General features: G+C 59.9%; 13 protein-coding genes and 1 pseudogene. 7 read left to right on the forward strand and 7 right to left on the reverse strand.

Annotation, left to right across the window (positions count from 1 at the left end):
• Positions 1-472: 472 nt before the first annotated feature.
• Positions 473-838, forward strand: coding sequence for an H-NS family nucleoid-associated regulatory protein (locus ACM14_RS02665; protein WP_065345219.1), 366 nt, complete (start codon positions 473-475; stop codon positions 836-838).
• 179 nt (positions 839-1,017) lie between these two features.
• On the opposite strand, the gene ligD is transcribed toward ACM14_RS02665, so the two are convergent.
• From ligD to ACM14_RS02680, 3 genes are read right to left on the reverse strand one after another with little or no spacing between them, the layout of a single operon-like run.
• The gene (ligD, locus tag ACM14_RS02670) at positions 1,018-4,431 is read right to left on the reverse strand and encodes a DNA ligase D (RefSeq protein ID WP_065345220.1); all 3,414 of its coding nucleotides are present in this window, start codon (positions 4,429-4,431) and stop codon (positions 1,018-1,020) included.
• 4 nt (positions 4,432-4,435) lie between these two features.
• A complete protein-coding gene (locus ACM14_RS02675) occupies positions 4,436-4,618 on the reverse strand; it encodes a DUF3606 domain-containing protein (RefSeq protein ID WP_016452108.1) in 183 nt (60 codons plus the stop codon).
• A gap of 27 nt (positions 4,619-4,645) precedes the next feature.
• Positions 4,646-5,572: a Ku protein gene (locus ACM14_RS02680; protein WP_065345294.1), complete on the reverse strand. Its 927-nt coding sequence runs from the start codon at positions 5,570-5,572 to the stop codon at positions 4,646-4,648.
• A 181-nt stretch (positions 5,573-5,753) separates the two neighbouring features.
• Here ACM14_RS02680 and ACM14_RS02685 point away from each other — a divergent pair, with 181 nt between their 5' ends.
• Positions 5,754-6,044, forward strand: coding sequence for a hypothetical protein (locus ACM14_RS02685; protein WP_016452110.1), 291 nt, complete (start codon positions 5,754-5,756; stop codon positions 6,042-6,044).
• A gap of 1,786 nt (positions 6,045-7,830) precedes the next feature.
• Here the strand turns inward: ACM14_RS02685 and ACM14_RS02690 are convergent.
• The 3 genes and pseudogenes from ACM14_RS02690 to ACM14_RS02700 form a co-directional block, all read right to left on the reverse strand.
• A pseudogene (locus tag ACM14_RS02690) lies at positions 7,831-8,796 on the reverse strand (IS481 family transposase); the annotation flags it as partial.
• Between the two features lie 78 nt (positions 8,797-8,874).
• The gene (locus tag ACM14_RS02695) at positions 8,875-10,563 is read right to left on the reverse strand and encodes a UvrD-helicase domain-containing protein (RefSeq protein WP_217491950.1); all 1,689 of its coding nucleotides are present in this window, start codon (positions 10,561-10,563) and stop codon (positions 8,875-8,877) included.
• Complete coding sequence (locus tag ACM14_RS02700) at positions 10,560-12,698, reverse strand: ATP-dependent endonuclease (protein ID WP_065345295.1); 2,139 nt, start codon at positions 12,696-12,698, stop codon at positions 10,560-10,562. Before ACM14_RS02700 ends, ACM14_RS02695 begins: the two co-directional genes overlap by 4 nt.
• Positions 12,699-13,557: 859 nt before the next feature.
• Between ACM14_RS02700 and ACM14_RS02705 the strand changes: the two genes are divergently transcribed.
• From ACM14_RS02705 to ACM14_RS02725, 5 genes are all read left to right on the forward strand, one after another.
• Positions 13,558-13,815 (forward strand): hypothetical protein, encoded by a 258-nt coding sequence (locus tag ACM14_RS02705; protein ID WP_065345221.1) that lies wholly within the window; start codon positions 13,558-13,560, stop codon positions 13,813-13,815.
• Positions 13,812-16,151, forward strand: coding sequence for a tyrosine-type recombinase/integrase (locus ACM14_RS32350; RefSeq protein ID WP_065345222.1), 2,340 nt, complete (start codon positions 13,812-13,814; stop codon positions 16,149-16,151). Before ACM14_RS02705 ends, ACM14_RS32350 begins: the two co-directional genes overlap by 4 nt.
• A gap of 232 nt (positions 16,152-16,383) precedes the next feature.
• Positions 16,384-17,184, forward strand: coding sequence for a translesion DNA synthesis-associated protein ImuA (gene imuA, locus ACM14_RS31275; protein ID WP_065345223.1), 801 nt, complete (start codon positions 16,384-16,386; stop codon positions 17,182-17,184).
• Entirely contained in the window at positions 17,129-18,433 is a 1,305-nt protein-coding gene (locus ACM14_RS02720) for a DNA polymerase Y family protein (protein ID WP_065345224.1), read from the forward strand. Before imuA ends, ACM14_RS02720 begins: the two co-directional genes overlap by 56 nt.
• Positions 18,434-18,442: 9 nt before the next feature.
• A complete protein-coding gene (locus tag ACM14_RS02725; RefSeq protein WP_065345225.1) occupies positions 18,443-21,565 on the forward strand; it encodes an error-prone DNA polymerase in 3,123 nt (1,040 codons plus the stop codon).
• Positions 21,566-21,628: 63 nt separating this feature from the next.
• On the opposite strand, the gene ACM14_RS31280 is transcribed toward ACM14_RS02725, so the two are convergent.
• Positions 21,629-22,687, reverse strand: a complete 1,059-nt coding sequence (locus ACM14_RS31280; protein WP_139093339.1) for a hypothetical protein — start codon at positions 22,685-22,687, stop codon at positions 21,629-21,631.
• Between the last annotated feature and the right edge of the window lie 82 nt (positions 22,688-22,769).

Consider the following 22,769-nt stretch of genomic DNA (forward strand, 5'->3'; position numbering starts at 1 on the left):
TCCTGGTGTAAGGCAACGCGAGCTTTGCCACAGTCAGAGGAACGATCTCTCAAGCATCGAGTGCTGAGCAGCAACGCCAGTCATCGCCGTCTGCTGCATTCGCGGCTGCTCGTCCAAACATCGGTAAGTTGGCTCTGCTTTTAGACAGATCCATACGCAGCAGGCCAGGCGTTGCCCTCGCCTCTTGGCCAGGCGTAAGCCAAGCGCTGTTTGGGCGTGTATTGTGCAATACAACAGGGGCAGGCTGTGCTCGCGAACTCGTCTCGCCAAGAATCTTCCTACAACTCTGTGAACCTAGTTCGAATCCCAACACAGGGCAGCTGCCTGGAGAGTTCGCTCAAACCAGCATCGCGCATGAGCGGTTCGGCGCAATTGCGGCAGCCTCCTTCTGGCTGCGCGTTGCTTCTGGGGCGCGCGAAGCCACATAATTTGGGCTGGAGCCTCGACGAGGCTCATTAAGCACCATGAGTCTATGAATTTGAAAGAGTTGCTCGCAGCAAAAGCTGCCCTCGACGCCGAGATTGCTACGGCACGAAAAATTGAATCGACGGACGCGCTGCGTCGTGTTCAGGCGTTGGTCAGTGATTTTGGTTTCACGACCCAGCAGGTTTTTCCGCTCGTAGGCATCCGGCCAAAAGACAAGAGGGAGGGGGATGCGAAGTTCCGGAACCCCGAGACGGGCGCGACGTGGACCGGCCGAGGGAAGCCTCCCCAGTGGTTGGAAGGGAAGAATCGAGATGATTTTTTGATTGCAGAGGAGAAGACTGAAAGGCAAGTGAGCGGGCCCTACCTTGCGGAGATGGCTGCTGCTGCCGGCCGCAACCGGGCACTCAGTTGAGGCAATCTTGTCCGCGCTGTGATGTTCATGGATGAGGGGGGTTGCCAAGGGCTCTCGTAGGGCAGCTAGCGACCCATTGCGGTTGCCAGCGAGATCACTAGCCAGCGTCTGTTCTCAGCCTAAAGCCGACGTGCTTTGCAGGTGGTCCCCGATGCAACGGCATCACGGCCCACGCCTCGCTATGTTCCAGCGAGAATTTTTATGGCACTGTCGACTGACTGCCGCTTCTTCCAGAATTCCCTCCAGGGATCTTCCTGCTGAAAACTCAAATACTCCCGCGCCGTCGCAATCGTCCACTGCGCGCCGCCCTTGAGCTCCTTGAGCTGCTCCCAACCCACCGGCATCGAAACCCCCATCCCAGGCCGCGAGCGCGCTGAGAAGGCGCACGCGGTGGTCTGCCCATGGCCGTTGCGAAGGTAGTCGACGAAGATTCTCCCGACGCGGTTTTTGCCGCCCATCACAGAAACGAACCGGCTTGGGATCACCCGCGCCATGTGCTTAACCACGCCTTGCGAGAACGCTTTCACCTCGGGGTAGTCGCGCTTGGGCGTGATCGGCACCACTACGTGCAGTCCCTTTCCACCGCTGGTCTTGAGCCAGCACTCCAGCCCCAGCTCGGCGAGCATCACGCGGGTGAGCTGCGCGGCCTCCTGAAGCATCGGCCAGCTGACACCCTCTCCAGGATCAAGGTCGAGCACGAACCGGTCCGGCTGGTCGATGCGGGCGACCTTGGAGTTCCACGTGTGGAACTCAACCACGTTCATCTGCGCTGCCGCAATCAGCGCGTTGGCGGAGTTCACAGCCAACAGCGCCTCGTGACCGGGCCACAGGGTGGGGTCCAGCTCCTTGAGCCCCGGCATCTTGCTTTCTGGGTGCTTCTGAAAAAACAACTGCCCCGTAATCCCGTTTGGCGCTCGGACCAGCGATGCCGGCCGATCCTTGAGATGGGGCAGCATCCACTCGGCAACGCTCTCGTAGTAGCGCACAAGATCAATCTTGCGCAATCCCGTGGTGGGGTCAATCACCCGGTCGGGATGGGTGATCTTGACCTTGGAGATCGTCTGCGCTGCCTGGGACTCTGTCGCAACGGGGGCAAGCGCTGAGGCGGCTGGGTTCTTCACGCGCTCGCGGACGATCATCTTCGCCGGCTTGTCCGTGCGGATACCTCGGAACACCGCGTGCCGAATGCGTTTGTCGGGGGTCCATTCCCCAAACGCCACCTCCACCACCAGGGAGGGACGGACCCACCGCTCAGCACCGACCTTGCGCTTGGACCACCGGCCCGGCTTGAACTCGGCTGCGTCCAGTGGCGGGTCCGGAACTTCGAGCTTCACCAATCGGGCATGCAGTTCGGCCCCCGTCGAGGAACCCCATCCCGTGCCGACGGATCCGGCCGCCACAAGCTTCCCCTCCTCGTGATAACCCAGCAGCAGACTCCCGACCTCTTTGGTAGCGCCAGTGCGGTCGGTGAAGCCCAGAACCACGAACTCCTGCCGGTGCTGGCACTTGAGCTTCATCCAGCTGTCGGTCCTCCCGGATACATACGTTGCATCCGCCCGCTTGATCATCAGGCCCTCCAGCCCCATGTCGCAGGCGGCGCCCAAAAGCTGGGAGGGCGCGACCTCGAAAGCCTGGCTGAACCGGACGGTGCTGCTCTCGCGTTTGTCGAACAGCTCCTGGAGAAGCTGCCGCCGCGCTACCAGCGGTACGCTGCGAAGGTCCTGATCGCCCAGGTAGGGCACATCGAACACGAACATCACGATGTCCCGCGTGCGAGCGTTGTCGATCGCGTTCTGAAGGCGGTTGAAATCCGGGATACCGGCGTCATTCAGCACCACGATTTCCCCATCAAGCCAAGCGCGCGTCAGGCCAAGCTCGGCGATGCCATCGGCCACCTGCTGGAGCTTCTCTGTCCAGTCATTACCGTTGCGCGTATAGAGGCGAACCTCGTCTCCCTCCACGCGCGCAAGAATGCGATAGCCGTCGAACTTGGTCTCGATGATCCAGTCGCCATCAGGGACCGATGACACCAGCGTGGCGAGTTGAGGCTCCAGCTTGGCAGGAAGGCGGGATTTTCTGGCGTTCGCCAGCGGTTGAGATGTGGCGCCAAGTGCGGATCCCGTCGTGCCAACGACCGGCTCACGTTCCTCCGCGAGTCCCAGCGGCGTCTCGACCACGCTGTCGGGCAGCGCGGCGATGACGTCGTACTCTGTGCTCGGCCGTGCCCAGGCGTCGCCGCGTTTCTTGAACAGCATCCACTGATCCTGCTTTTTCTCGCCAGGCTTCGAGATGCGCACAAGTTCCCAAAGTCCCGCAAGCTTTTGGCCGTGGAGGTGGAACATGATTTTGCCCTTGGCCAGCCCGGCGCGAGGATCGCCCACGGGCTCCCACGTTCCGCGGTCCCAGATGAGGACCTTGCCGGCGCCGTACTCGCCTTTCGAAATGGTGCCCTCGAAGGTGTTGTAGTCGGTGGGGTGGTCCTCGACATGAATGGCGAGGGACTTGACCTTGGGGTCGAACGATGGACCTTTTGGTACCGCCCAGCTCACCATGACGCCGTCCATCTCCAGCCGGAAGTCGTAGTGCAGACGGGACGCCCAGTGTTTCTGGATCACAAACTGCAATGGCTCCGCCGCGCCCTTTGCGCGACGAGGGAGCTTCGCAGCAGCGCCGGGGGGTTCGGAAGTCTTCGTGAAATCGCGCTTGGCCTTGTACTGTGCGAGCGGTTCGGGAGTGAATGGGGGTTTGGCTTTCGCCGTCCTCTCGGCCTTCTTCGTGGCAAGCGCCTTCTTGGCAGCTATGGTCGGTTTGCGCACCGCTCGTGCTTTTTCGACAGTGAGCTCCGCCCACACCGGGGCATGGTCGCTCGGACTCTCCTTGCCGCGCTCCTCGCGTTCCACTCCCGCGTCCAGCAGCTTCAGCGAGTGTCCAACGAGAATGTGGTCGATGCGCAGCCCGGCGTCGCGTTCCCACCGCTTGCGCCGGTAATCCCAGAACGTGAAGGGCACCTTGCGATGGACCTTGCCGAGGGCATCCGTCCAACCTTGCGCCAGGATGCTGGCAAAGGCGGCACGCGCCTCCGGCTGCAACAGGGCGTCATCGCGCCAAGTATCGGGTTTGTAGATATCTGCGTCCGTGGGCACAACGTTCCAGTCCCCCAACAGCACCACAGGGTGCCCGGAATGCCAGAGCTCCTCGGTCCGGCGCCGTAGGCGCTCGAACCAGCGAAGCTTGTAGTCGAACTTGGGACCCGGCTGGGGATTGCCGTTGGGCAAATACAGGCAGGCAAACAAGATCCCCGCGATGGCCGCCTCCAGGTAGCGCGCCTCCTTGTCTGTCGTGTCACCAGGCAACGCCGTGACGATGGGCAGAGGGTCCGCCTTGCGGCTCAGTATGGCAACGCCGTTCCAGGTGCGCTGCCCCACCACCAGGCTGCTGTACCCGGCCTCCTGCAGCGCGGCGGTCGGAAAATCAGCCGTCGGGCATTTGATTTCCTGCAGCGCGACCACATCGGGCTGGGTGCGTTGCAGCCAGTCCACCAGCAGCGCTAAACGCTTGTTGACGTTGTTGACGTTCCACGTCGCGACGCGCACAGGCTCACCGGATGCCCTTCAGGTGTTCTTCGACAGCGGCAGCATCGTTGCCCACGGCGCGGACAGCGGCTTCGAGTTGCTCCGGCGTCACGTTGAACTTCTTCGCCCAGTCGCGAACCTCGTACTCTTGGGAGAGGCTGATGCGTTTGCGGTCCTGGCCGCCGGATTGGGATTTGTCGTCGGGCATGTTGGCTCCTGAGGTGGAAACTGTAGATCAAGCGGCTTTGCGTTCAGTACCGGACTTTCGCGCGGCAGACTTGGCCGGTGCCTTCTTGGCGGCAGTCTTGGTGGACGCCTTGCTCGCCTGCTTGGCCGGGGCTTTGGTAGCTGACTTGTCGCTGGGCTTTCCGCCGCCTTTGAGGCTGCGCTGCAGCAACGCGGTGAGATCGATGACATCGGCGGACTGAGGTGCTTCCTCCTCAGGTTCGAGCACCGTCTTTCCTTCCCCTGCCTTGGCTTTCTTCTCGACAAGTTTCATGACCTGAATGCGGAACTCATCCTTGAAGTCGGCGGGGTTCCACTTTCCGGACATTTCTTCGACCAGCTGCGTGGCCATCTTGAGTTCGGCTGCGCTCACAGACTTGCGGCCCTCCGCAGGGAGATCGAGGCTGTCCAGAGTTTTGACTTCGTCGCCCCAGCGCAGCAAAGACAGCACCAGCGCTGGTCCGGAAGGTACGAGTGCCGCAAGGTGCTGCTTTGTCGCAATCACCACTTTGGCCAAGCCGATTTTTCCGGTGGAGATCAATGCTTCCCTCAGGAGGGTATAGACCTTGTCACTCTTGTTGATCGGCGCGACGTAGTAGGGGCGCTCTAAGAAGACAAACGGCAGTTCGTTGGCTTCGATGAACCGCTCGATGGTGATGGTTTGTGTGGTCTTGGGAAAGACTGCTTCTATCTCTTCGGGGCTGATGATCACGTACTTGTCATCTTCGTACTCGACGCCCTTGACGATGTTCTCTTTGGTGATTTCGCGGCCGGTGCGCTTGTTCACGCGCTTGTAGCCCACCGGGTCCATGCTGCGCTTGTCCAGCCAGTCAAAGTCCACGCCTTCCTCTGTCGCCGCTGTGTGGAGGCCAACAGGGATGTGAACCAATCCGAACGTGATGGCACCCTTCCAGAGGGTGCGGCTGCCAGTGGCCATGGAGCTCTCCGCAGTTTGACTGCAGAAAGTTTGCTCGGCAGCCTTGTTGACGGATGTAGGCAGCGACTTAACGTTTCCGTAGGTTTGGGCACATTCCAGCACCAGTTGTCCGTGCCTATACTTCGGCATGGTCGATGTACTACGCCTCCTCGCCGTTCATGTTGCGGAGCCTGACCCCGGGATGTTTGAATGGGTCATCACTGAACGCGTGAACGAGGATCAATGGAAGGAAATCGATCGCGCCAAGGAAGGATACAAAACCTACAAAACCGCCATGGCCAGCGGACTGATGGCATTGGAAGAGATGATCGCCGACCTGGATGTGGGGCCGCGAAGAGACGCTGAGCAGACCGACCGACAGCAGACCCCACCTGAAGGAAGGATTCAGCCAGCGACATCCGATGGGAAGGATGCTGCCTCGCCCAAGGGGCCAACGAACGCTGCCTACTTTGGATTCGGCCCCATCCGGTAGCTCCGAGTTCCCATCCAAACGATGCTCACCCCCTCATGGTGCCAGTGAGGCAGGGCGGCCGAGCATTCGAAACCACCCCGCATAGGTCATCGCCAGAGGCTTCGCTCCTCATCCGCCCCCGACCTGGTCAGGCTCCCCCGTCATCGCCCCCCGAAGGCGGAGCTTCCCTCCCTCTGACTCTACAGAGGTCACCAGCCGAGGCTTCGGTCCTCGTTCGCGCCTGATCTCGGGCAGTCACTCTGCACGGCTGGCTGATCTTGGGTGCGCTCAGCCCCACGGCCATGCGCGCCCTCGATGCGAGGTTTGGGCACCGCCCGCAAGGCTGCATGGTGAGTCAGCGCCAGCCTTTCGCCGGCAGTTCTGTGTGCTCCTGCAGGCTGCGCTTCGCGGGTGGCCAACGCGGGTGCGTCCCGAAAAAACTAAAGATCAGTGGCGGAAAAACTAATGTGTAGTGGCGTTCCGCAAGTGCGGAACGCCACTAAACACGCAGCGCGCCACGTGGTTAACTCGTTGATTTCTCACGTCCTCGCAAGCCATGCGCCATCGATCTTTAGAGAGATGCGCCACTGTACTTTCGTCTGTACGGAAAACGCGCCACTGTACTTTAGATTTTTTGGCCAGCAAGGCTGAGGAGCGAGCTATCGGCCGAGGCGCAAGCGCTCAGGGCAGATAGAGCATTTCACGCGTGCGAGGCTGGTGGATGTCTTCAACGTCAGGGCTGGCAGCATGCGTGAAGGCCTAACCCGCAGCCAGGCCCGCAACAAAGAAGTTGCGCGCAGGGCTTGACCTCGTCGAGCCTGCAGGAGTAAATTCAACCTAGGGGTCCGAACCTGAGGTTGTGTTTACTGATGCAGCCGGCGACGCTGGTCATTCGAAAGGGTGGTCGGCGTTTTGCTTTCTGGGTTATTTTTTCTCATACGGGGCGATCTGCACTTTGCTTGGACACCTGGATCTGTGCGCTTGCCCCTGGTCGCTTCCACGCCAGTCTTTGGGTGGCTCTCGCAGGTAATCCTTGTGCTTGATATGCAGGTTCATCTGCTGGCCTGCAGGTCCCCGAGCTTCCTGCGACTGCGGCGCTTGAGCCCAAATTCCAGTCTCCGAACTGTGTTCACCCCCTAATCGCGCCAGTGAGGCGGGGCGGGGCCGAGCACCTGAAACCACCCCGCATAGGTCATCGCCAGAGGCTTCGCTCCTCATCCGCGCCCGACCTGGTCAGGCTCCCCCGTCATCGCGCCAACAAGGCGGAGCTTACCTCCCTTGACACCCCAGAGGTCACCAGCCGAGGCTTCGGTCTCGTTCGCGCCTGATCTAGGGCAGTGACTCTGAACGGCTGGCTGATCTTGGGTGCGCTCAGCCCCACGGCCAGGCGCGCCCTCGATGCGAGGTTAGGGCACCGCCCGCAAGGCTGCATGGTGAGTCAGCGCCAGCCTTTCGCCGGCAGTTCTGTGTGCTCCTGCAGGCTGCGCTTCGCCGGTGGCCAACGCGGGTGCGTCCCGAAAAAACTAAATATCAGTGGCGGAAAAACTAATGTGTAGTGGAGTTCCGCAAGTGAGCTGTTTGCTCATGGATGAGGGGGAGGGGCCCTGCATGCCCACTTGATCCCTGTTGAGGCGGCCCCCCTGATGCTGCCGCTACTACTCCAGTGCCACTATCAATCGCCGTTGTAATCGAAGTCACACTGAGCTAGAACCTCGGTGGGCTCATAGGTCCCAAATGATCCGCGCGGGCGGCCGTACTCCGAGATGAGGTGCAAATGCTTACGAGCACGCGAAGCTAGGACGTAAATGTCGCATCCCGTACGATCATATGGTCGCTTGTGAAACAGGTGCGGGTGGGTCTGGTACCAATCTTTCATGGCCTGCATCGGCGTACTGCTCTTGAGCGCTGACTGCGGCAACTGGTGGTTGTACAAGGCCACATAGCGCAGCAAGGTCTCCTCCATGTCCTCGCGGCTGTTGAACCGGTGGGTCTTCAGAACGTCCGCAATGCGTCCATTGAACCGCTCCACCATGCCGTTGGTTCTGGGCGTCCTGGGCTTGGTCAATCGGTGCTCTATGCCCAACTCCCGGCACAGTTGATCGAATTCATGGTTGCCGCTGGGTTCGCGTTCCTTGCTGGCAAACAGACGGTCCGTGAACTCTTTGCCGTTGTCGGTCAACAGCTTGTTGATCCTGATCGGACAGGCCTTGTGCAACGCCTTGAGGAAGGCCTGTGCACTGGCGGCGGTCTTGTTGGACTTGAGCTGCACAAACACCCAACGCGTGGCCCTGTCGATGGCCACGAATAGGTAGCGCCGGCTGCTCTCATCCTGCATCTGGGGCAGGTACTTCACGTCCATGTGCACGTAGCCTGGCTCGTAGCTCTTGAAGGCCTTGTGGGCTACCGCAGGCTCCTGGGGCTTGAGGGCGTTGAGGTTGCCCGCTCCATGGCGGCGCAAGCACCTGTCCAGCCCGGAGCGCGAGACATGGGGACAGATGAACTCCCGTGTCACGGCCAGCAGGTCATCCAAAGGTAGCAGCAAGGTACGGCGCAAGTGAACCACCACGGTCTCTTGCGCAGGCGTGAGCACCGTCTGCAGGCGATGGGCCGTGTGCGAGCGGTCTGCAAAGACATCGCGCTTCTTCCACTTGTAGACCGTCTGCTCAGTGATCCCAAAGCGCTGGGCCAGGATGCTGGCTGGTTCATCGCTGGCTGCGATCTCGGCACGCACGGCGGGCGTGGTGCGGGCGTTCTTGTGCAGGGCTATCAACATGGCTTCACTCCCTGGGTGGATTGCAAGGACTCTATCAACTCCTTTAGAACGGCTCGGGCCATGAAGAGTGGATAGCGTTTAGAGTCTATGCAATCGTCCGGGATGCGACACGTAAAGAAGCTTGCTGGCAGCGACATCACCCTGGGCATCGTTGAAGTGTGGCACCATGCCCTGCAGAAGGCCGAATGCGATGACCACGTCAAACTCCGCGCCCTTGACCCCGTGGATAGTCGATACGGTGATGCCGTTTCGTTCGCGGAACACCTTTTTGAAGAACGATAGGTCAGTGATGTAGGTGGCGCCGGAGTTCTGTAGCCTCTGCAGTCTCGCTTGTGAACTTGCAAAAAAAGCCTCCCTATGCTCCACCAGCGCGGGGAAAGCACTCAGGTCAATCCCCAGGCGATTGAGCAATGCGACGAACGCTTGGTCTAGGTACGCTAAGCCGTCTGTTTCGGTAATTGCAAGGGAGTTGGATTCCCGCAGCAGCGATCGTTGCGTGATCCTCGCTGTATCGACGCCCAAGTCCTGTAGATCGGCGATGACGTCACGCGCCCATCGCATACGTCTAACGAGCATCTGGGGCGATGACTCCGTCAGCAAGATTTTGGAGAGCTTGAACCAGAAGTTGTCGGGATCATTGCTGAATGGAACTAATCCTGGTCCGTCGAACTGCTGGTTGGGGAGTAGTGACACCAGTTTTCGAGTTGTAGATGCCAGCAAGATCCACCATGGCGCAAGCACGCAGATCTCTTCAGGTGCGTGCCCTCCATCCAAGCTCTTTTGAATAAGCCTGGCCAGCTCATCATGAAGGTCCTGATGCGAAATGAGTCGGTTGTATGAGACGTGGCTTGGAAAGCCTACCATATCGCCCGAGCCCTCAATGTCGGACGCGTGCACGTTGAAGTTGGAGAAGTGCCGGATGATCCGTGCGCTTGACCGGTAGTTCAATCTCAGCGCCATTGCCTTCAGCGGGAGGCCCGTCATGGCCCGGAAGTCGGACACAGAAATCGCATAGCCGCCAAGGGAGCCATATATCGCCTGGTTGGGGTCACCAACGATAAATGTCTTGGTCCTTCCGGCGCCAGCCCGGAGGATGGCACCCACCAGGTTGTACTGGATTTGTTTCGTGTCTTGGTACTCATCCACGAGGATATATGAAAATACCTGCGAAAGCAGGGCCGCAATCTGCGGCTGTTTCCGGATCAGGACTTGGGCGTACCAGAGGATCAACTCGAAGTCGATTCGTCTTGTAGTAGCCAATTCGTGAAAATATGCTTTTAGGACTTGATGGATACTTTCATGCTTCCAGGTATCGGCACAACCTAAACGGTATCCGTCCGCTTCGAAGTAATAGTCACAGTCCCATACCGTCAAGCCACTGTAGGGTGCACAAAGCCGTTTTAACATATTCTCGCGATCGTGCAGGTCTAAAACTGTGTAACCGCGAGATAGCTCAGGTAAGTAGATACCGTATGGCTTGATGATCCATTCGAGGCAGAAAGAATGGATGGTTCCGATCCACAGGGCCGTTGTATCAACCCCTAGCGCCTCAATTCGCTCCTGAATCTCGTCAGCGGCCCGGTGCGTGTAGGTGATGGCCACCACGATGCGCTTGTCTGTTCGCCGAGATAACTCATAGGCAATCTTGTAGGTGAGCGTACGCGTTTTCCCGCTGCCTGGGCAGGCATTCAGAAAGACGCTCGACGGCTCTTCAACGGCGGAAGCTTGCTCGGGATTGAGCTCGGATGTATCCCACACAAACATCATGTCATCTCGGCCAAGAAGGCATGCACCACGTCGCCTGGCAATGCTAGTTCGGCCGCTACGCGAAGAGTGGCTAGATCTATCTCCGAGCGGCCGAACAGATCCACCATAGAATTGAAGTCTTTGAGACGTGGGCGCGCTGCCTCATCCTTTTCCCACACATGGCTCATGCGATAGCGGACGATTCGCATAATAAGGGGGCGCGAAAGCGGGCCATGCGCAAACATCACGGCTTCTCGGATGTATTCGGGCATAACGGCTTGGTGATCCAGCGCTTGTGCAAGCAAGATCGCAAACCAGCCCTTGCCTTCCTTCTCGGCCATCGTCAGGGTCCGGTATCCACTCTGCCAGATGTTCCCCGAGCGGAGCTCCGTGGTCGCTTGAGCGATCGTCGCGGCCGACGTGTACACCTTAGTGACGCAGTTCACGAAGGCGTCGTGATTTCCTGCGCTAACTAGATCTACCTCGAAGGTATGCGTAGCATAGAAGTTTCGGACCCAGGCATTGCCCGTTATAAATGCGTCCAATTTCGTCCTCCGCGTTGCACCGGCAGCTTGGGAGCCGACCGCCTTTCGCTTCCTCGATGCAAGGGCGTCGCTATCCGAGGGGTCCGGCGTCGTGTCGAAGAAGATCTCGTCAAGATCCGTGACGATCGCGCATCGCTTGCGGATCCGGATGTCGTGGAACAGGACCGCGACGTTCATGAACCCCGTGCTGCGTATGTTGATCACGCTGATCCCCAATTCGTCTACGCTAAGGCCTAGGATGCGCTTGACTAGCAGGGGAACTAGGATTTCTTCAGCATCCCCTTCCACGAGGATCACGCTCTTCGCGAATAGCAGGTTGCTCCGCACTGCATCTAGGTATCGTTGGATACTTGTCAACTGGGCAGGGTCCAATCCCGCCGCCGGTTGGTATGCCTCACAGAATGAACCGCGCCGCCCTAGGATATTCACCTTGGTCACATTGCTGACCTCGGAGATTTGCGTTGAATGTGTCGTGTATATGACTTGGGCATCGTTGTAAGAGATGCGTTCAAACAGCGTCTTTTGTATGTGGGTGTGAATATGCGCTTCTGGTTCTTCGATAAGTAGAAAGTTCGCGATCGCCATTTTCTCGCGTTGATATCTGAATTCCAAGAGCTTGAGTGTCAAGTAGATGAGATTGGCGCCGCCGAGGCTAAGCTCATTTATCGTCCCTTCGTAACCGTCATCCGATTCTCCAACGAATAGACGCAACGACTGAAATAGCTCCTCTGCCTCCTCGGGCAGGGCTGACCGGATCGAGAGAGAGGTCGGGGAGTAGGTTTCGCCAGCGGTTTCTTTAATTGTCTGACGAATATGCTTCCGAACGGATTGAACATCCTCCAGCGCCTCAATGTCTCCATTGAGATCCCGTACCTTGTCTACTATTGGAACGAGCGCCGCCTCGTCTATGTCACCGCTTTTACTTTTAAGTAAAGTAAACAGGGGGTTGGTGCGATTGTTATGGAATTCAGCAACAACGTCGCGAAGTGCCTGGATGAAGGTGAGTGATACCTCTTTAGTAACGGACAAGAATCCCGGCACTTTGCTACCAATCTCAGGAAACTCGATTTCTCTAGGGATGATACAGTTGTTGAAATCTCCGACGATGCGTTTATAAGTCTCTGGATCAGCGAAATCAGCGGAGCTTCGCCCAGTGAAGATGGTCTCGTAGTCGTCTATGGCTATGTCGTTGCGGATTGCGTTCAACTCGGTGCACGCAAAGTCTCCAAGGGCCGCTAGCTTCAACCGAATTTCCTTTTTTGGGCGAAAGATTAGGTTGTAGGTCGCCTTGGAAATGGGGCCGTCTTCGATACCAGCCGCGCCGTGCAAGAACAGGGCTTGGACCGACTCATCGGGACTGAGGTCCTCGAACTCCATGCTGATGATTATCCAGTGGCCTTTCCATAGATCCAACGCTCGGCTGAAATCGGACTCCTCCAACCGATAGGCTGCTCGAACCATGTTGTCGTCGAGAAGCAGGCGGATGGCCCGGAGGATGTTGGACTTGCCCGCGCCGTTCTCTCCGATGATGGTGTTGACCCCACGCTGGAAAGCCAAGCTGGTGTTTTGGAAGTTCCTGTAGTTGACCAGCGTGAGCTTTGAGATATGCATGTCTTTTGCCTCCGTTTGACCCGGGAAATGCCAGATCCCTTTGTAACCCATCGTAACCTTTTTCGCTTTTGACGTGCGCGCGTACGTTGGGGCTTCTGAGTGACGAAGTGCCTGTAAGTCAACTCTCGTCGGACTTGGCGGAGCCCCTTTACGTCCGGGTAGGCTTGTGAGCCTTCACGCATCGGCTGGCAGCCGCGTTGGTGCGGAGGTTAAAGCGTTAAGCGCGGTCCGGTGTAATTTCAATTGCGCTGTTTACGCTCGGTCAAGTGAGGCGCACCAGCGGTTGCTCTCCATCGTCGCGCCAGGTCGGCGGGGCGTTCGAGGCTCTAACCCCGCACAGCCCATCGCGAAGGGCGTCGATCCTCATACACCGCCCACCAAGACGGACGGCCGCGCCGGATTGGCCCTATATCGCAGAAAGGCAGTGACGCCGGAAATCGCTGGCCAAGACCTCGCTCCTCGGTCACGCCCGCTCAAAGCCTTGATGCGACGTGAGTCCAGCCCACACGACATCCCGGTAATCCCGCTCAGGCTTTTTGCCGCACCTTCGGCGTGCCACTGCAGGTGAACGGTGCGCCAGTGCGGGAGCACCCGAACCCGACGTCCGAGGCTTCGCTCCTCGTTCGCGCTCTACCGAGCGCAGCCAACCTACACAGGTGGCTCAAGGTGGGCCTGCTCAGCCCCAAGGACTCGGGTGGCCTATGTGCGATGGGACCTACTCGGGCCGGACAGCCGCCTGGTGATCCAACTCGACCGTTCCCAGCAAATTCTGGATGCGCTTGCGAGCCGCGCTTCACCCTGGCCAGCGCGGTTGCGCCCCGAAAAAACTAAAGATCAGTGGCGGAAAAACTAATGTGTAGTGGCGTTCCGCACGCAGCAGCAGCGCCAGCAGCCCATGCCTGTGATTTCATACAGCGTTGCTCGCTCAGGCTACCAGAATACATTTAATTTTTTCATCATGTTAATGATACTTAACACAATGAAAACGAAGTGGCTAAAATTGGGTGGCGATGCCCTGCTTCAGTTTGTGGGGTTCCGGCCGCTCCGGCTGCAGGCCTTGGCCAAGGTGTTCAAGGCGTCGCTGCTGTCAACGATCCATTTCACCCCGCTGCCATGACGAGTGACCCACAACAGAACGACATCCACGCCGAAGTGGGCTTTGGCACTGCCGCCGTCGATGAGAACGACCAGGTGCTCGAATCACCGGTCGCCGCTCGCACAGCTCGCCGGCGCGGCCGCCCGCCCGGGGCCAAAACCCGCGCGGCCAACACGCACATCACGGCAGACGAATTTGCGGTGCTTCGAGCGGTGGCCCAGGGCATCGATGTCGGCATCGCTTCGCGGCAGTACCTCCTGTGGACCAGCCGCGTTCCAGAACGCGCCAAGTTGATCGAAAACTTCGGCCTGATCTTGGCCAGAATTGAAGCCGGCGCAAAGAGGCTCACGGACGCTGCTGCGGCTCGGGGAATGGTTCGAGAGCTGCTAGCCCTACAGGCCGACGTTGTCGGCGCTGCAGCATCGATGCTCTCTGAGTCGGCGCCGCTCGTGGTCCAAAGCACCGCAGCGCCCGACGCTCCCGAAAGACCATCGCTCGAAGAGTTTGCATCGCGGTTCCCTGAGGATATGTACTCCGAGGCGGATCTCATAGAAATGTACGAGGCGGAGTATCCCGACGAGCCGAGCGCTGCGGCAGCGCCAGCAGGGCAACCGCTGGAGGCGTCTGGCCAAGACCCTTCCCAGCGAGGTTCAGAGGGTACAAAGGCCGCTTCCGCCCTGTCAGCGACTGAGCGCACGGAGCGCCTACTAACGGCCATCGACTGGTTGGATAGCCAGCTGGGCAGGCGCCCGAGCCGGGATGATCGCGTCGAGCAGTGGTTGAGGATCAACCCCCAGCAGCGCCAGGCGCTCAATGAGGCGGGCGTGCTCACTCTCGGCAATCTGGTCGATTGGATGGCCCTTCGCGGCGATCAGTGGTACGGCTACGTCCCAGGCTTCGGCGTCCGGCGCGCCGAGGATATCGGGCTGTGGATGGCCAGGTGGAACATCTGTGCGGCCCAGGGCCTCAAGCAGCGTGCCTTGGTGCCCCAGCAAGATCCAGCTGATGAGCCACGGCCCCAGCTGGCTCCACTGTCCCAGCTGAATTGGCCCGAGCATCTGCGCGGCCAGGACGGCATGCTGAGAACGCATGCACCGAACAGCTTGGATGCCAGCAACGACATGGAGGCCGTTACCGCCTGGTTCCAGCTCATCCTCCAGAAGTCGGCGGCGACGCAGGTGGCCTATCGCAGGGCTATTGAGCGCTTGGTGCTGTGGGCCGTGCACGTTCGGTTTGTCAGCTTGTCCTCCATGACGCTACACGATCTGCTGGCGTTCAAGGACTTCCTGTCGGACCCGCCCCCGCAATGGGTCCAGGACCGCAATGCGCCCCGCACAGGCAAAGCCGAGGACTGGCGCCCTCTGCGAGGCCCGTTGTCCGATACGAGCCTTGAAGTCACCTTTGTCGCGATTGGCTCCATGTTCAGGCGGTGGCACACGAGCGGCTACCTCACCTCGGATCCCGCAGACGGCATCGTTGGCTCCAAGCGCAAGGACGCCAAGATGGACGTGATGCGCTCGTTCAGCGAGCAGGAGCTCGAAATCATCGGGCAGACTTTTTCTGAGATGAAGGATGGGTATGCCAAGCGACGGCTTGCGGCGATCATTCGGATACTGGAGTCAGCTGGTCTGCGGCGCGAGGAACTGGCAAATGCCACCTGGGGTCATCTGAGCCGCTTGCGCATCGACGGTCGTGATACCGAGCAATGGGGCCTTAAAGTTGAAGGAAAAGGCTTGCGTGTAAGAAACGTGCCTATTAATGTAGATACCTACGCAGCACTCCTTGCTCATAAGGAAGATAGGCTCGCATTGCAGGCCCGTGGAGTCATCCCCAAGCCAGACAAAGAAAATGATATGCCTTTAATTGGCTTGCTGGATGAACGATGGATAGAGTCACGTAAAAAGATGAAGGCGATCAAAGAAAATGAAACTGACTCAGAGAATGATGGCCGTCAACTGGTTGTGGCAAAGGACCATAGGTTTCAAATGGTTCTCACTAGGGAGGATGGCTCCCATCCGCAAATAAAGGCTGAAGAAAAGGCAGACCAGAATAACTCGAAGAGTCATGCCGGAGGCCTATCAGCTGCTGCCATTTATTCACTCCTCAAACAGTTCTTCCTTAAATGCTCCGAAGTGGCTGGTGAGTTGCCTAGCGAGAAACGCACCACCTTCAAGCGGGCCTCTACGCATTGGCTTAGGCACACATTTGCACACCACGTGCTCAAGGCCACGGGAAAAGATCTTACGGTCGCGCAGTCACTGCTGGGGCATAGCTCCATCAATACGACCGCGATCTACGTGAAGGCCGACATGCAGGCTCGCGCTGCCGCCGTCAACGCCGTCCGGCCTTCTGTGTGAGGTCATCCCTGTTCCTGATGCGTGGTTGGGCGACGATGCGAGACCCGGGCCATGTCCCCTACGCAGACTCAAGATTGAGGCGGACTGCCACGGCTTGGGTCGCAAAGTCCGCAGGGCGCTGCTGGAACTGCCTGGCCCGCTCCCGATTCGGAAGCGCAGCTGGGACACCCGTTTCGACCCTAGGCAGCGGAGAAGCAGGGCCTCTATACTGTATGCAAATACAGCTATTGCCATGCTCCACGAACCTATCAACCCTACCCGCTGCCCTGCGGCCTTCGACCGGTGGCAGTTGCCCACCCATGTTGCCGAGGCGGTATGGCGTGGCTCGGAGTTAGGTGCTGCTGCAGGGCGCACCATACCGTCCGGCCATCCGGCGCTGGACGCGGCGCTTCCAGGCCAGGGGTGGCCAACCGCCTGCCTTTCTGACGTTCTTATGCCTCAGGCAGCTGTGTGCGAGTGGCGGCTACTGGGCCCCTCCCTCGCATCGCTCTTGGCAGAGAAAGGCAGCTGTCTCTATCTTGTCGCACCCCCGAAGCAGCCCCATGCCATGGGCTTGGCACAGCTAGGCGTAAGGCCAGAGCAGTTGGTCTGGATCGACGCGAAGGGGCCGGCAGACCGGCTTTGGGTCACGGAGCAACTGATCAAATCCGAGCCGGTGGGCGCTGTGCTGGCCTGGCTTCCCCAGGCGCGGCCCGAACAGATCCGGCGTCTGCAATTGAATGCACATAGCTGCGATGCCCCCGTGTTTTTGTTTCGTCCGGAAACGGCTGTGCGCGACACGTCGGCCGCGCCGCTGCGGCTCTCCGTCAAGCCCGGCATGGGCTGGCAAATCGACGTGCAAATAATCAAGCGCCGGGGCGCTCCGCTCGAAGACATGCTGCATCTTGACGCGATGCCCAGCAACTTGGGGATCGTGATCCCGCCAAGGTTGCGCAATCTTGCGCAGCCCGCGCATATCCCTTGCTCGGAGGTGACCCATGTACTGGGCCGCTTTAGTCCCGCTCAGTTCGACGGCGTCCGAGTCGCAAATTGATCAACACTCGCTAGGCATCTGGGCCCTTCAATTCTCGCCGCGCGTGGCGTTGGTTGAAGCCTCGGTGCTGGTGGAAGTTGAGGCCAGTGCTCGCTTGTTCCATGGCATGGATATGCTGCGCGAGCGCATTGAGCAAGGGGCATGCGAACTGGGGGCTCGCGTTGCGTGGGCACCGACTGGTCTGGCAGCGCTGGCGTTGGCCAAGCATGGCGTCGGCGACGGGTTCAGCATGCCGCTGCAACAGGTGCTCGACAGGTTGCCACTAGACACTATCACCGCCGTAGCTCGCCATCAACCTACGCTGGCCAGAGTCGGGTGCCGCACCCTCGGGCAAGTACGTGCGCTACCGCGTGGCGGGATCGGCAGGCGCTTCGACAAGTCTTTGTTGTCTGCACTGGACGAGGCGTATGGTCTGCGGCCTGAAAGCTATGACTGGCTCACGCTTCCCGAGAGTTTTCATGCACGCCTCGAATTGATGTCGCGGGTGGAAACGGGTCCTGCACTGCTATTCGGTGCCCGCAGACTGCTGTTGCAGATGGTTGGATGGCTGCGAGCTCGACGGTTGGGGACCACGGCGTTCACGGTGCGCTGGTGCTATGACGTGATGCGTGGCAAAAGCACCAATTCGAGCGGTGAATTGACGGTACGAACTGCCACGGCCACGCAAGACGTTGAGCACTTGGTGCGGCTGCTGGCCGAGCATCTGGCGAAGGTCGAACTGGAGGCACCTGCAGGCGAGTTGGAGTTGCGCGTTGCCGAGGCGGAGCCGCTCGTTGAGGAGAGCCGCGCGCTCATCCCGGACACGAGACGCAAGGGTGCGTCCATGGCCCTCACGCTGGAACGCATCCAGGCTCGCCTGGGAGAAGACTGTGTGCGGCGGCCGATTCTTCGCGAAGACCACCGACTGGAATGGATCCAGACCTGGGTGCAGTCGGCGGGGCGCACGCGCGCCCCTAGCGCTGAAGGGGCCCACCTGCCCTTGCCGAGTTGGATTCTGGACAAGCCGCTGCAGCTGCTGGAGCGGGAGAACCGACCGGTTTATCAAGGCACGCTGCAGCTGCTGCTGGGGCCAGATCGAATTGAGGGCGGCTGGTGGCACCGGATCAATGCGCAGGGGGAGGAGACCGCTCTGAACGTGCAGCGCGATTACTGGTTGGCGATCAGCCCATATGCGGGAGTGCTGTGTGTGTTCCAAGCCCGCTTGGCGGGCGACAAAACGGCCTGGTTCCTCCATGGCCACTACGGCTGATCTTTCTCCATGTCCTTCGTGCCATCCTCGCTTCCTTCGTATGCAGAGCTTCGTTGCATGACGAACTTCACCTTCTTGAAAGGCGCCAGCGAGGCCGATGAACTCGTGGAGCGCGCGCAGGAACTTGGCTACGCAGCGCTGGCCATTGCCGATGAATGCAGCATGGCAGGGATCGTGCGCGCACACGTTGCCGCCAAGAACGCCGGTCTGCCGCTGCTCGTCGGGGCGCATTTCGCGGTGCAGCCGCGCACAGAGCGAGACGGGACGTTCACGCTGGTCGTCCTGGCGCAGAACCTCGAAGGATACGGAAACCTTTGCCAATTCATCACCCGGCTGCGGCGCGCCTCGGCCAAAGGCGAATACCACCTAGACACAGCTGGGCTCAAGCATGGCGAGCTCCAGCACTGCCTGGCGCTGCTCTGCCCTGATCGCTCTTGCACCGACACCAAGCTGGAAGCCATGGGCCGCTGGGCCTTGAAGCACTTTCTGGGGCGCGCTTGGATCGGCGTGGATCTGGTACGCCGCATGGACGACGAACTTTGGCTCCACCGCATGCGTGAACTTTCCTCCCTGACCGCGCTGCCGCTGGTCGCCGTGGGCGACGTGCATATGCATGTGCGCTCGCGCAAGCCGCTGCAGGATGTGTTGACGGCGACCCGCATCGGGAAGCCGCTCACTGAATGCGGCTACGCGCTGGAGCGCAGCGCCGAACGGCATCTGCGCAGCCGCCTGCGCCTGGCCCAGACCTTTCCTGCCGATCTGCTGGCCGAAACGCTGAACGTCATGGCACGCTGTAGCTTCAGCCTAGACGAGCTCAAGTATCAGTATCCCGAGGAGGTAGTGCCGCCCGGACACACGGCCGCCAGCTTTCTACGCCAGGCCACTTATGAAGGCGCCGGCCGTCGCTGGCCACAGGGCATCCCCGTCAAGGTGCAAAAGCAGATTGAGCATGAGCTAGACCTCATCTGCGAACTGAAATATGAACAATATTTCCTCACTGTATATGACATTGTCTTGTTCGCGCGCTCGCGGCATATCCTGTGCCAAGGCCGGGGCTCGGCCGCGAACTCGGTCGTCTGCTATTGCCTGGGTATCACCGAAGTGGATCCGGCGCGCATGAGCGTTCTATTCGAACGTTTCATCTCGCGCGAACGCAACGAGCCACCGGACATTGACATTGACTTCGAGCACCAACGGCGCGAGGAAGTCATCCAGTACCTTTACGAGAAGTACGGGCGCGACCGCGCGGCCCTGGCCGCTGCCGTCGCCACGTACCGACCGCGCTCCGCGATCCGTGACGTGGGCAAGGCGCTGGGCTTCGACCTGGAGACGGTCGATGCGATTGCCAAGGGACAGATGTGGTTCGATGGCAAGCGGGTCCGGCTTGAGCGGTTCGACGAGCTGGGCATGGATGCGGACTGCCTGCAGGTGCGCCAGTTGCTGGAACTGACCGACCAGCTCATCGGCTTTCCAAGGCATCTATCGCAGCACACAGGCGGCTTCGTGTTGACGAGGGGCCTGCTGTCCCGCATGGTCCCCGTGGAAAACGCATCGATGGTCGATCGCACGGTCATCCAGTGGGACCGGGACGACCTCGATGCAGCAGGCCTGCTGAAGGTCGATGTGCTGGCGCTTGGCATGCTCTCAGCGCTCAGGCGAGGCCTGGAGTTTGTCGGGCAGCGTCGCGGCTTTCAGTTCAACATGCAAGACATCCCCGCCGAAGACCCTGCCACATACGACATGATCTGCAAGGCCGACACGGTGGGGGTCTTCCAGATTGAAAGCCGCGCGCAGATGTCGATGCTGCCGCGTCTGAAGCCCCGGACCTTCTATGACTTGGTGGTTCAGGTTGCCCTCGTGCGGCCAGGCCCAATCCAGGGAGGTATGGTGCACCCGTATCTCAAGCGCCGGCAGGGGTACGAGCCCGTGACCTATCCCAGTGATGCGCTCAAGGAGGCCTTGGGACGCACGCTCGGTATCCCGATTTTTCAGGAACAAGTTATGCAGGTATCTATGCAGGCGGCGGGCTTCACCCCCGGCGAGGCCGATGGCTTGCGCCGGGCGATCGCCGCGTCGAAGAACAAGGGCGGGGTGGAAAAATACTACGACAAGCTCGTCCGGGGTATGACGGAGCGCGGCTACGAAAAGTCGTTCGCCGACGCCATCTTCGAGCAAATAAGGGGCATGTCGGCCTATGGCTTCCCTGAGTCGCACGCGGCCAGTTTTGCACTGCTGGTCTACGCCTCATGCTGGCTCAAGCGTCATGAGCCCGCAGCGTTCCTCGCCGCGATGCTCAACAGCTTTCCCCTCGGCTTCTATTCGCCCAGCCAACTCGTCCAGGACGCCATCCGACATGGCGTCGAAGTGCGCCCGGTGGACGTGATGCATAGCCAGGTTGATTGCACGTTGGAAGACATCGAGCACCGACCCGCCGTGCGCCTGGGCTTGCGCCTGATTGGGGGCCTGAGGGCGGATAGCGCGAGACGCATCGAGGCGGAGCGGGCCCAGGCGCCGTTCGATAGCGCCGAGCAACTTGCCAGGCGCGCAGGTCTTGAACAGCACGAAATGAAGCAGCTCGCCGCCGCTGATGCACTGGCCTCGCTGTCGGGGCACCGGCGTCGGCAGGTTTGGGAAGCCGCAGCGCTGTACGCTCCGCCGCAACTGCTGCGCGACGCGCCAATCGATGAAGACGAGTTGGAGCTGGAGGCCGCGCGCGAAGGCGAAGAAGTGCTTTGGGACTACACCTCGATCGGCCTGACCCTGCGCAGCCATCCCCTCAAGCTACTGCGACCCAGGCTCGAACGCTACAAGCTCAAAACCTCCGCGCAATTGCGCTGCGTCCCTAACGGCCACATCGTCCGCACGGCCGGCATCGTCACGCTGCGGCAGCAGCCGGATACGGCCAGCGGCACGATCTTCGTGTCGCTGGAGGACGAGGACGGCGCGACTCAGGTCATCGTCTGGCCAGATGTGCGGGATGCGCAACGGGAGATCCTGCTCAGCGCTCGACTGTTGGCCGTCAAAGGCCGGTGGCAACGCAACGGCGCGGTATGCAACCTGATCGCGGACAGGCTCGCCGACCTGAGCCACCTGATGGGCCGCTTGGCGACAGAAAGCCGGAATTTCAAGTAGCCCAGGCCGTTCAATGAAAATGGCCGGATGCTCCGGCCCTTCCTTCTGTGTCAGTGCACCTAGTCAGTCCTCATCGTCGCGTACGTTTTTCACCGTAATCCGAATTTCAGGATTGAGGTGTTCACGAAGGTGGTAGAGGCCCTTGACGTTCTTCAGCCCTGCCCAGACCGCAACTTGGCTGGCTGGCACGCCTTCATTGAGCCACATCACCAAGCGGGTGTTGCGAAGGATCTGCGGACCCAGACGAGCGGGGAGCGGCTCACCCGCCGTCTTAGCCGCAGCGACGAGAAGGTCTCGCACCAGCAGGAGCAGGGTCACGGGTGTCATCTGCCCAGCCGGTTTTCCGCCAGAGCGGCTTGCCCCACGATTCGTGCAAAAGAGACTCTCAACTTCTGGCTTGCATGCGACGCGGGACCGAATGGCGAGCCAATCCTGAAGGGCCGCAACAGCGACCGTGGGTAGAACAACCCGGCGCCGCTGGTTCTTGCCTGGGCCATCAAGCTGGAGCTGATGAGGTCGCTCCGTCCCCTCCTCCGTGGCATACACGACCGAATCCAGCGTGAGCGTGCGAACTTCCATAGGTGTCAATGCCATCGCGGTCAGGCAGACAAGCAGCGCGCGATTTCGGGCACTGATCGGATCTCCATCGACAGGTGCAAGCAGGATGGAGTTCAGGGCCGCCCACACCTTCGGCGTGACGATCGCACCAAGTGGATCTTCGCTCGGCGGCGTATCCATTCTTTCGAGAGCCTTTGCAGGGTTGGACGATACCCATCCTTGTTGCAGCGCGAAATCGTAAATGCGCTCTAGCAAACGCCAGTATCTGCGGCGGGTAATATCACTGACTTGAGTGTCTTCTTTGCGGCTTTCTGGTCCAGATGTCAGAAAGCCGACGACATCCTCACTAGTAACGGCCTGCCACTCTATAGGGGCTGGCAGCTCCGCATTTCTGCCAGTTTTCAGATACTTCGTCCAGGTACTCCAGAAGTACCGATACGATGGCTCGCCTTTCAGGCCAATAGGATCTGAGTCAGCGGAATAACCATGATCGAGCCACAGATCAAGCAGGACCTCTGCGCTCGGCGGCTCTCTGAAAAGCGATCCTTGAAATAGCTCAGACATTAGTCTACCTTTCGAGCATCCTCAATTTCCATATTATTACCCAAGCTACCGAAAACTGCGAGCAACAGGCTTGATAAGCAGG

Origin of the sequence: Delftia sp. JD2 (genome assembly GCF_001682645.1) — a bacterium.
GTDB lineage: Bacteria > Pseudomonadota > Gammaproteobacteria > Burkholderiales > Burkholderiaceae_C > Comamonas > Comamonas acidovorans.

Excerpts from the sequence above, each read along its gene's own strand:
- ACM14_RS02665 (WP_065345219.1), top strand. The coding sequence starts at position 473 with ATGAATTTGAAAGAGTTGCTCGCAGCAAAAGCTGCCCTCGACGCCGAG.
- ACM14_RS02675 (WP_016452108.1), bottom strand. The coding sequence starts at position 4,618 with ATGCCCGACGACAAATCCCAATCCGGCGGCCAGGACCGCAAACGCATC.
- ACM14_RS02680 (WP_065345294.1), bottom strand. The coding sequence starts at position 5,572 with ATGGCCACTGGCAGCCGCACCCTCTGGAAGGGTGCCATCACGTTCGGA.
- ACM14_RS02685 (WP_016452110.1), top strand. The coding sequence starts at position 5,754 with ATGTTTGAATGGGTCATCACTGAACGCGTGAACGAGGATCAATGGAAG.
- ACM14_RS02695 (WP_217491950.1), bottom strand. The coding sequence starts at position 10,563 with ATGATGTTTGTGTGGGATACATCCGAGCTCAATCCCGAGCAAGCTTCC.
- ACM14_RS02700 (WP_065345295.1), bottom strand. The coding sequence starts at position 12,698 with ATGCATATCTCAAAGCTCACGCTGGTCAACTACAGGAACTTCCAAAAC.
- ACM14_RS32350 (WP_065345222.1), top strand. The coding sequence starts at position 13,812 with ATGACGAGTGACCCACAACAGAACGACATCCACGCCGAAGTGGGCTTT.
- imuA (WP_065345223.1), top strand. The coding sequence starts at position 16,384 with ATGCTCCACGAACCTATCAACCCTACCCGCTGCCCTGCGGCCTTCGAC.
- ACM14_RS02720 (WP_065345224.1), top strand. The coding sequence starts at position 17,129 with ATGTACTGGGCCGCTTTAGTCCCGCTCAGTTCGACGGCGTCCGAGTCG.
- ACM14_RS02725 (WP_065345225.1), top strand. The coding sequence starts at position 18,443 with ATGTCCTTCGTGCCATCCTCGCTTCCTTCGTATGCAGAGCTTCGTTGC.
- ACM14_RS31280 (WP_139093339.1), bottom strand. The coding sequence starts at position 22,687 with ATGTCTGAGCTATTTCAAGGATCGCTTTTCAGAGAGCCGCCGAGCGCA.